This window comes from Ginsengibacter hankyongi (genome assembly GCF_008710285.1).
Taxonomy (GTDB): domain Bacteria; phylum Bacteroidota; class Bacteroidia; order Chitinophagales; family Chitinophagaceae; genus Ginsengibacter; species Ginsengibacter hankyongi.
The window spans coordinates 44,144-55,361 of record NZ_VYQF01000016.1; the positions used below are offsets into that span (position 1 = coordinate 44,144).

An 11,218-nucleotide genomic window follows, 5' to 3' on the forward strand; every position below is an offset into this window, starting at 1 on the left:
AAAATAATAATAAGGTGGTTAGAATACAACATTCGCACCCATTGTAAGCGACCGCATGGTGGGATATGAGTTCATATCTGCAGCAGCAGGGTCATAATAATTAAATTTTGTAATGGTGAATAAATTGGTGCCCGAAAGAATAAAAGTCACATTGGAAATTTTTATTTTATCACAAATGCTTCGGGGCAGCGAGTAAGTAAGATTTACATATTGCAGGCGCAGATAACTGCTGTTTTTTAACCAGAAAGTTGATGGTACATTATCCCTGGTGTAATCCCATGGAACTGGTTTTGGATAGGCAGCATTAGGATTATTCTCGCTCCAGGAATTCAGCCAAAAAGACGGCGGCCTTGCGCCATCAAAGAACCGCCTTCCATACCCGTCATCATATAATTTTGAAATACCGGTTATTCCCTGAACAAATATATTTGCTCCAAAGCCATTCCACCTGGCATTAAGATTCAGGCCAAAAGTGTAGGGATTCCGGTAGTGTTTCCCTTTGATTACCTGCCTGTCATAATCGTCAATTCTGCCATCAGGAACTCCGCCAGGACCACTTACATCCTGAAAATTTAGTGCCCCAAGTGTTGGTTTAATTCCATAAATAGTATAACCAGACGGAAGCGCATCCAATGCTTTTTGATTGCGGATTATGCCAGTAGAAACTAACATTGAAACATAATCAGTAGACCGGCCGTTTGGATTATCAACGCTGAGGGCGTTTTGAGCTACATCCTTTAATACTACCTTATTTGTTGCGTAAGCAAAATTACCCTTTACCCCATACGATACTTTTCCAAGATTTCCATTGTATCCCAATTCGAGCTCATATCCGTGCGTGTCGACTATTCCATAGTTTTCAGGTGGCAAAGCTCCGCCAAAAGAAGATGGCAATGATACGGTCCGGGTATCTAAAATGTCATAATTGTGCCCCTTGTAATATTCTGCAGTAAACAGAATATTCTTGAATAAGCGTGAGTCAATACCAAAGTTAAATTCCCTGGTTTTTTCCCAGGTCAGGTCAGGATTAATAATTCCATCATATTGTAACCGAGGTTGCGGAGTTGTACCGAATAAATAATCCCCATTTACCGAGTAAGATTCCTGCCATTTCCAACCGCCTACGGCATCATTTCCTGTTAAACCCCAGGAACCGCGTAGTTTTAAATAGTCAATATATTTCACCTTGAAGAAATTCTCGTTTGAAGCTACCCATCCACCGGAAACTGAGGGAAATGTTCCCCAGCGATGACCCGGGGCAAAAAGCATTGAACCATCAACGCGGGTTGTGACGTTCAAAAAATATTTTTCATCATAATTATATAATATTCTCCCTACATAGGAAGCTCTGCCGTTCTCGCTTTGGTTACCATCAACATAACTGTCCGTCCTTGAACTTGAAGTGGCCCAAAACTGGCCCGTTTGTACGAGCGGAAAGTTTTCCCTTGCGCCATAAAAATAGTCGTACTTACCTTCGCTTTGCTCGTATAGCGCGAGTGCATCGAAACTATGTTTCCTGAATTTCTTAGCGTAATTTGCTGAGAAATCCAACTGGTAATTGGTGGTTATCTCTTGTGACTCCGCATATTTTTCCTTGGATGGGTATGCTGATTTTTGTGATCCAATAATCGAATCGGTATAGATAGCCCCATTGGAACCTTGTTTTGCTACATCATATATTGTAACTTTTTTATCTAATTGGTGCACGGTAGTAGCTAAATAGGTTGGGCTTACTTTTCCTGACAATGATAATCCATCTACAAATGGAACCTTATATGTTAACCCGACTAACATATCAACATTATTCTGGTTTTGCGACTCGGTGCCTCCCTGTTCAATAAATCCCACCAGGTTTCCTATCCAACCGGGATTAATGAATTTACCGTCAGCAGTCTCAGGTTTTGCATTGGGAAGGTAGTACAGTGTGCGTCCCCAGATACTTCCTAAATCAGGATCGATACTAAAACCTACACCTCCATTCCAGTAGGAAAATCTTTCGTTAAAGCCGTGGCTGTATTGCATATTGACAAAACCACTAAAATTCTTTGTAAAGTTTACAGTTAGATTGGATCGAATATTATATCTTTTAAAATCCACATTTTCTACTGCGGCCGTCTGGTCAAAATAAGAACCGCTGATGAAATATTTTACCTTTTCAGTTCCCCCGGATGCCGTAAGCGTATGCCTGTTTAAAGTAGGGTTCCGGGCAGTTAATGAGTGCCACGCTAACGCAGGGTCATTCTTATCAAAGTACGCTACTTCCTGCGGATCATACGCCACCGGTAATCCCACACCGGTTCTCATATAATTTTCCAGTTTCACCATATCCTTTGCGCCTACGTATTGAGGAATCTTCGAAGGCTTATCACCGGTGTAGGAATAATTATAACTAAGCTGAAATTTACCAATTTTGCCGGTTTTTGTAGTTACAAGGATAACACCATTAGCCGCACGTGCCCCGTAAATTGCCCCTGAAGCGGCATCTTTCAGAACAGTAATATTGTCTACCTCAGAAAAATCCATTGCATCGAACGCCTGCTTATCCGAGATGACTCCATCAATCACATATAAAGGATTATTACCCGTACTTTTCCAGGTGTTAACAGAACGAACGCGAATGGAAGCATCATATCCCGGAACACCGGAAGCCTGGTTTACAAATACGCCACTCATCCGGCCGGCCAAAGCATTTGAAAGATCTCCTACCGGAATATCTTGAACATCTTCAGCTTTTATAGAAGTAAGTGCACCGGTAACGGAAGATTTTTTCTGGGTTCCATAACCCACAACAACCACTTCATTAAGTGCTCCCGGTTTCACTACCAGCGCGACATCAATGGAGGTTTTTCCGCCAACCTTTATTTCCTGGGTCACATACCCCGTAAAGGTAAATACCAGTGTTGCATTTCTGCCACTAACTTCTATTGAATACTTCCCGTCTTTATCGGCAACCGTTCCGGTCGAGGTTCCTTTATACATTATGTTTACCCCGGCCAAAGGCTGGCCGGTAGATTCATCTGTTACTTTACCGGAGATTACAATTTGTTGCAGGTCATAACGGAAGAGCTTATGCGAAGGACGGGAATAGGCGGGCAGCGCCGATCCCCAAAACAGAACAAGCGCCATAATTTTCGCAGGCAAATGCAACTTGCGAAAACTCATTGTTGGCTTAAAAAGCCAAAGACAATTCCAGGGCAGTAATTTTGATTTTTTCATTTGCTATTTTGTGTTTTAAAAAATTATACTTTATTGTTCCATCTCGTGCCTCTGATTACAGTTCACGTGAGACCGTCGTCATACCTATTTTACTTTCCGTTTTTGTGATCCGGCAAAAGGTGAAGACTGTTACTTTTTGGCCACGGTTTATATTTACTATTTCAAATTATGTAAGGTCTGAAAATCGGGTTCAGGCTCCGTAATTTGAAACGCTCACCTGATAACATCAAATCAGATAAACACGTCGTTAAATGAAGTTTTAATGGGTAATTTTTATAGTTGGATTAAAAAAAGATTCTCACGTTCTGCAAAGCAATTATCCACCGGCAAATATTTTTACAAACACCGATTATAATACCATACCGGTTTATTAAACAACAATACAAATCTATCATCCCGTGAATTTGTGGAAAAGGGCGCGATTACCATTTTTTACAACTATTCTAACAAACGGTTAGTTTTTTTTGCTTTTGCCACAAGGGCATAGCGATCCGTTCCAAAATGTGCACCCATTAAAAAAGTGCAGTAAAAAAGGATGAATATCGTGAGAGGTCAAAGTGAGAAAATTGCAGCTATACAGAAAGAAAACTATTAACGGTGTAACAGGGCCATGTATGCTCATATCAATTGTAGCAACTATCCATTACTATTTAAAGGAAACAGTTATATTCATTTCTGACTGGTTACGAATAATAGTACAGTTAGCAGCACCCATCCATTTCACAGTTTGGTATGTATCCGTTAAGTCGCTGATAGATTTAATGGACGCATCGCCCATTCTTATAATTATATCTCCTTTCTTCAGATTATTTTTTTCTGCCAGGGAATGTAAAGGCAGACCTTCCAGCAAAGCTCCGTTATGATCATGTAATCCTGCTGCAGAGCGCTCGCCCAATGTCTCTATATTTTTAAAAGTAGCTCCGAGCCATTTTATGGACGCGCCCTTATGGTTACCAGTGTGGGTATACAGTGGTTTTATAATTGGTTTACCAGCTATTTTTTTTAGAGAAGGGCTTGTTACCCCAAAATTCATATTGAAATTTTTAAACCCCAGTCTGAAAGCCGGTGAACCAGCCTTTAACTGGTAATTGCCTACCCTGGAATTTACAAATAAGGCATCTGCTGAAAGGCTGTTTTTATCTAAATGTAAACTTTGCGCTTTTGCTAAACCCGCCCTGGAAAGGAAAAGATTAGCATCAATTTTTTTCCCCCAATAATTCATTAATATCGGGGCATAAGGTGTAGTAACAATATTGTGCATAAAAACATCCCCGCTGTTCTTTAACCACACGTGCAAGTGAAAAGTGTTATTAATTAAGATATTATTAGTTACAATGCGATGATATCCTTCCCGCAATTTTAAACCCCCATTTAAACAAACATTGTTATAAATCCGGTAATTGGAACTGCCGTCGTCCAGGTCAATATCCCATCCGTGGTCGCATTGAAAGCGGTTGTTGCGAATCACAATTGGATCTATGACATCCAGTGACTCGATTCCCGGTTTAGCAGCAACAATACTATCAATTGCACTTCTGTCCGGGCTCCAATAACGGTCACGGCCCCACGAATTAAATGCACCATGGTCCCCGGTTTCTAAAACAGTGTTAAATACATCATTGTATTCCAGTATATCGCCGCCCCAACAGCCATCGCCGATATTAATACCAGACCTGGGTACATTGTAAATCGTATTATGGCTTATAGTTATGTGGGATGACATGGAGACTTCCACTCCTGACACTTGCTTTTCAATAATACCGATGTTGTGTATAAGATTGCCCCGGGCTAAACAATACCGGGGATAATTATCGGTCTTCGGGCCTGGCGTATAATCCATTTCAGGCCAGGGGACAAAAAGGTTATAATTAAAAGCCGGAGATCTTACGGCGCCAGGATCACCCACAAAGGCAATGGCATTGCCCCCAATATTATAAATATTGTTATCCCGGATAGCAACGTACCTGTTGTAATTGCTTACGAAGATCGCGTTGCCCCCCAATTCAAAAAAGTTACAATTACTAATACGCACATTTTCAGTTCCATCCAATAATATAGCACCACCGCGATAAATGGTCCAGTCACTGCGCAGCAGCGGTTCTTTAGTCAACATAAAACTGCGTGCAGTTCCCGTAAAGGAAAGATTGCTGATAGTAATATTTTTTAAAGGCTTACTGCTGCTTCCCCTAATATGTATTAAGTCTGTCAATTGACTGATTGTAAACCCGGACTTTTTAATATCGGTTCCATCGGGAGGATAGAGATATATCGTTTTGGCAGAATAATCGTAAAACCATTCACCGGGTGAGTCCAGTTCCTCAAAAATGTTTTCAACAAACCTATATTGCTTGTGCATGGGTGCAGGACGATTATTTTGCCAGCCCCCGGTATAGGTAAGTTTTCCATTTTCCTTTTTTCCTGTAATAAGATAATCCTGTGAACCCCATTCTCCTTCATGCAGAGCGTGGATATACCCCCCGGCAGGATTTTTCCAGGTGTTTATTCTTTCATTGCTAATGGCATCTGCAGCCGTGCCATTGTAAACCTTTGCAGTAGCATCGAAATTTGGATATCGTGCCATAGGTAGTGCCTTGCCGTCCACGAAAAATTGGTCAGGCGGTTTTACCAGGTTCAAAACTGCTTTTAATATTCCATTTCTGTATGGTTGCCAATCGGGCCTGATTTTTCTTGCCCCTGAGATGATAACCTTTTCATTCTTATAAGCCCGTATGTCAAGCGAATGCAGCAAAAAATTACCAGAGGAAATTTTAATTGTTGTATCTAAACTATAACTACCTCCGCGTATTTCTATGGCAACATCTTTACCGGTACACCTAAGCGCTTTTACAATTGCTTCGCCCAATGTTTTCACAGGCCGGTTGAATGTTCCTTTGTTATTATCGCTGCCAAAGGCCGATACATAAATTTTATCCTGGCCTGTACAATAGAATAAAGCCTGTAAAAGTATAACCGATAATAAAAGCTTTTTTTTCATGATTACAAGTTTCAAGGTATCCTGGCTAATCTCGTATATAGCAGGTTAACCCGATAGCATCTTTATCCATTTGCCAGCGCCCTGTCTAAATGAACATAGCCCCCGTCAACGTGAATCAGCTGCCCTGTAATATGACTTGACTTCTCTGATAATAGAAAGGCAGTCATGTTAGCTATTTCTTCAGGAGTAGTCATTCGCTTATCTAAAGGAATTCGTGATGTTATCTCTTTTAGTTTTTGAACAGCATCCGGTAGCGTTTGAATCCAGGTTGCATACTGTGGTGTCCAGCATTCAGATACTACAATCGCATTTACCCGAATACCATATTTTAATAAATCAACCGCCCACTCTCTGGTAAGGGCATTACGGCCACCGTTAGACGCAGCATAGGCGGACGTATTTCCCTGCCCTGTCTCTGCTGTCTTGGAAGTGATATTTACAATTGAGCCTTTGTGCTTTTTGAGTTCGGGCAACGCGAAATGTGCCATAAGATAGTAATGAATTAAATTCCTGTGAAGGCTTTCCATAAAAGAAGCGTAATTGCCATTCTCTAAACCAACGCCGTCATTTTGTCCCGCATTGTTTACCAGCCCATCTATCCGTCCATATTTTGCTATAATTTTATTTACGGCGGTTTCACTTTCACCAGGATTATTTAATTCTGCAACCACCTGGAACATTTCCTCTTTACCGTTGGCCAGTTCCTTAGACAGTTTTAGGTTATCAATTTCATTACGTCCTACAATTACCGGAATGGCCCCTTCACCTGCCAATAATTTTACAATTCCTTCCCCTATTCCTCTTGCACCACCGGTGACAATAATTACTTTGTCTTTTATTTTTAAATCCATATGATGATTATAAATATTAATTGTTTAGGGTGATAAAGCCACCATCCACCCGGTAATCACATCCTGTAATAAATGAGGCTTCTTCCGAACATAAAAATAAAACCAGGTTTGCAATTTCCCCGGGTTGTGCCATCCTGCCTATCGGCTGGCTTTTGGATAATTTTTCAAACATTTCGTTCTCTCTCCCCGGGTAATTTCTTTTAATAAAGTCGTCTACAAAAGGAGTATGAACTCGTGCAGGAGAAACGCAATTGCAGCGAATTCCATCATGAAGATAATCTCTTGCCACCGATAAGGTCATTGCATACACTGCTCCTTTACTCATTGAATAAGCAAAACGGTCCTGCAATCCTACATGATTGGCGATCGATGCAAGATTGAGAATGACGCCTTCCTTATTTTTTTTCATGATAGCAACTGCAGCCTGCAGGCAATTATAAACGCCTTTCACATTCACATTATATATTCTTTCAAAATCAGCCGGTAAGGTATTTTCAACACTTCCAATATGAGAAACTCCGGCGCTGTTTACTAAAATATCAACCTTGCCGATTTTGCCAAAAGCTTCCTTCACTTTTCCCGGCGCTGTAACGTCGCATACATTGGCAATCGCCCTTCCTTTAATTTTATAGATCTCCGTAACTGGGGTATTGCAGGCTTCTTCATTCAATTCCATAACATGGACTTCTGCGCCTTGCTTGGCGAATAATAATGCGACCGCTTTCCCGATTCCACTGCCCGCGCCCGTAACAACCGCAATCTTTCCCTCTAACTGAAACATAGTTCACGATGAATTTACCGGTAATTAAAGGGATACTCCACGCTTCCAGGGAATAAAATCATCCTGGCCGAGCAAAACTGCTTTAGGTATTACTTCGCCACTGGCTGCCTTAATGCAGTATTCGAGGATCTCCTCGCCCATTTGCTGAATGGTTTTTTTTCCACTAATAATATCTCCCGCGTCAATATCGATTATATCACTCATCTTATTTGCAAGCTTTGAATTCGTTGCAATTTTTATAGTGGAGGCTACAGGGTTACCGGTTGGGGTGCCAAGGCCTGTGGTAAATAGAATCAATGTGGCACCGGAAGCCGTTTTTCCGGTAGTGGATTCAACGTCGTTACCGGGAGTACATACCAGGTTTAACCCGGGCTTAACGGCGGGTTCAGTATAATCGAGCACATCCGTTACGGGAGAGGTGCCACCTTTTCTTACAGCACCTATAGATTTCATTGCATCGGTTATCAAACCGTCTTTAATATTACCGGGAGACGGGTTCATATGGAAACCGGAACCTACCCTCTTTGCAAAATCATTATACGATTCCATCAGCCCAATAAATTTTCCCGCAACCTCCTGATCAACACACCTCTCAATGAGATCCTGTTCCGCGCCACAAAGCTCAGGGAACTCAGCCAACAAAACTTTGCCGCCCAATGCAACCAGCAAATCCGAAGCATATCCGACGGCCGGGTTAGCAGAAATGCCACTAAACCCGTCGCTACCGCCGCATTTAACGCCGATAGTTAATGTTTTTATAGGCGACGTTTCTCTTTGAATTTTATTAATTTCGGTTAACCCCGAAAATGTTTTTCGTATCGCATCAAAAATCAATTGTTCTTCACTTGCCCACTTCTGTTGTTCGAAAACATACATGGGTTTATCAAATGATGGATTGCGTTTTTTCAGATCATTTAAAAAATACTCTACCTGTAAATGTTGACACCCTAAACTTAGAACCGTAATACCCCCAATGTTAGGATGGTCAGCATAAGCGGCAAGCAGGGAACTCAATGTGGCTGAGTCCTGCCTTGTTCCTCCACAGCCTCCTGTGTGATTTAGAAATTTTATCCCATCAACATTTTTAAAAATCCTGGCTTTTTCGATTGAAGAGGTATTTAATTCAATATCAAAAAGATCTTCATCTTTTTCGAACGCTTTTATTAGCTGCCGTGTAAACTGGTTGTATTTATCAGAAAGGGCATACCCCAATTCTTTTTGTAATGCTTCCTTTATAACATCCAGGTTCCTGTTCTCGCAGAATACCATGGGAATAAATAACCAGTAATTGGAAGTGCCTACCCGTCCATCGCTGCGTTTATAACCATTATAGGTGCGGTTGATAAAATTTGAAATATCCGGTTGCTTCCAATCGTAATTAAATCCGTTGTAAGAATAAGTACCCGCCGCATGTTTTGTATTCTCCGTTGTCATTAATCCTCCTTTTGGAACCTTAGATTGAACTTTTCCTACCAGGGCACCGTACATCATCACACTATCACCTTCATCCATGCTATTAATAAAAAATTTATGCTTAGCGTCAACAGCCTGCGGAAGAATCAATGGGCCGTTTTCTAATAAAATAGATGTGCCGGCAGGAAGATTTTGTAAGGCCACAAGTACATTATCATCCGGGTGTATTTTCAAAAATGGAGTTGCGTTATCTTCCCTCATAATAATCTTTCATCATTCTTTTAGTTAAGTAATATCTTTTTATTCACGTCCTTTTATCTTATGTCCATATACGGCAAATACGAATAGAGGCAAGTCATCGGGACTGTATACGAAAACACTGTTGAGTGGGTTGTAATGAGCCTATTTATGAACAAGTACTCTTTTTTGACTTCAGGCATTGAAGTCCTGAAAAATAATAATGCTACCACCAAAACAATAGCTGAAAAAGCGATATATACAGATTTCACAATACCGGGTAAAGAAACCAGCCAGGTCACGAAAATAACAAGTAAAGTGTAATTGCGATTATTCATTTCAAAAATTCCTGGTAAATCGTCCGTACGTGATTATTTTTATAAAAATATTTTTTCACCACCGGCGTTACCCGGTTATTTTTATTGGCTGACTACCAATAACAAATAAAGAATGAAACCGGCTTACTTTCTTATCTAAAATTGTCTTTCCATTCAATTATATTAACATTATCTATTTTGCCGGTTTTACCATAAACCTTTTTACCGAAGGAACAAAGCCTGTTTTTTTACCAAAATTTGAATCATCCCAAACATTCAACAAAAAAACCCGGCTCCAAACAGCCGACTTAAAAGATGGCATATACTGAATGTATCCAAAATCATGAAGGTCTTTAAAGCACTTATGGTAGATAGCCAGCCCGCTTATTTTGGCCGTAGCCATTACGGAAACCCTAGTAATGCTTATAGGATTACAAAACCTGTTTAAGTTAAACAACTAGAAAAGTGCCATATACAAACTAATATGCGTGGGTCCGATCCTGTTGTAATCTTTGATCGCCTCGTAAAACCCGGTTAACGCTCCCACTTGTTCTATTCCCCCTCCTTTTAAAACAGAAATTTCCCACACCACACGTATCACGCGCTATTGCTCTTCAGCAACTTTTCTATATCCTCGTACCGGTAATAATAAATTCCGCCGATCCTGCTGTGGCGGAGTTCACGGGACAACCTAAGCCTCCGGATCGTGTTGGACGAAATACCCAGCATTTTTCTACCTCTGAATTTTTAAACCAGGGCTTAACCGGTTGTGCCACCCGTGATTTTCAGCAATTGCTTTATATCGTTTAACAACTGAACCTTGAATTGCTGCAGGTCCTCTTTCGATGCCATTACCGGTTACTTTCAAAATGTACGTATCTACAAGAATAAGGAAGCCAAATTAAGATCTTTATTGTTTGGCGGTACCGGTCAGTTACGAACACAAAAAGCATTTTACTTATGTGAAGATTTTGCAAAGAAGGGAGAATTCATTTTTATCTAACAGCGGCCTTTAATATATCTGTGATAAGAAAAAATCCTGCGGTCATAAAATATTTTCTTCATTAATTCCTGCACAAAGTTCGTCTTTAGACTGCTGAGGCGGCAAAGAAATTCCGGCATAAAAAAAGGCTGGCCTCAATTATTTAAGATACCATTTATTCCGTTGCTTCTTTGCCTTGATTGTCCAAAGACGGCGGTAGTTCCATAATTAATTTTTTAAACTATTAAAATTTACAGTTATGGAAGAGTCAATGAAATCAATGGTAATAAACCAGGTTGCCGAAGTTGAATTGAGGTACAAATCAAAAGTAAAAGCATCAGAACGTCCGAAGGTCAGCCATTCAAGAGATGCTTATATTATCTTTAAAAACACCTGGGATGAAAACAAGATTGAATTGCAGGAACA

The 11,218-nt window shown here is 40.5% G+C and carries 7 protein-coding genes; 1 reads left to right on the forward strand and 6 read right to left on the reverse strand.

What is annotated here, in order from left to right:
- Positions 1–18: 18 nt before the first annotated feature.
- The 5 genes from FW778_RS22730 to FW778_RS22750 all read right to left on the reverse strand — a co-directional run bounded on the left by FW778_RS22730 (position 19) and on the right by FW778_RS22750 (position 9,517).
- Positions 19–3,216, reverse strand: coding sequence for a SusC/RagA family TonB-linked outer membrane protein (locus FW778_RS22730; RefSeq protein WP_150417219.1), 3,198 nt, complete (start codon positions 3,214–3,216; stop codon positions 19–21).
- Positions 3,217–3,862: 646 nt separating this feature from the next.
- Entirely contained in the window at positions 3,863–6,211 is a 2,349-nt protein-coding gene (locus FW778_RS22735) for a PDZ domain-containing protein (protein WP_150417220.1), read from the reverse strand.
- 62 nt (positions 6,212–6,273) lie between these two features.
- Positions 6,274–7,062 carry an SDR family oxidoreductase gene (locus FW778_RS22740; RefSeq protein WP_150417221.1) on the reverse strand — a complete coding sequence of 263 codons (789 nt, stop codon included), beginning with the start codon at positions 7,060–7,062 and terminating at the stop codon, positions 6,274–6,276.
- 16 nt (positions 7,063–7,078) lie between these two features.
- Positions 7,079–7,843 carry an SDR family NAD(P)-dependent oxidoreductase gene (locus FW778_RS22745; protein WP_150417222.1) on the reverse strand — a complete coding sequence of 255 codons (765 nt, stop codon included), beginning with the start codon at positions 7,841–7,843 and terminating at the stop codon, positions 7,079–7,081.
- Between the two features lie 24 nt (positions 7,844–7,867).
- Complete coding sequence (locus tag FW778_RS22750; protein WP_150417223.1) at positions 7,868–9,517, reverse strand: UxaA family hydrolase; 1,650 nt, start codon at positions 9,515–9,517, stop codon at positions 7,868–7,870.
- Between the two features lie 147 nt (positions 9,518–9,664).
- Between FW778_RS22750 and FW778_RS23370 the strand changes: the two genes are divergently transcribed.
- Positions 9,665–9,817: a hypothetical protein gene (locus tag FW778_RS23370; RefSeq protein WP_202552449.1), complete on the forward strand. Its 153-nt coding sequence runs from the start codon at positions 9,665–9,667 to the stop codon at positions 9,815–9,817.
- A 590-nt stretch (positions 9,818–10,407) separates the two neighbouring features.
- Here FW778_RS23370 and FW778_RS23820 read toward each other — a convergent pair.
- A complete protein-coding gene (locus FW778_RS23820; protein WP_150417224.1) occupies positions 10,408–10,539 on the reverse strand; it encodes a helix-turn-helix domain-containing protein in 132 nt (43 codons plus the stop codon).
- Positions 10,540–11,218: the final 679 nt, after the last annotated feature.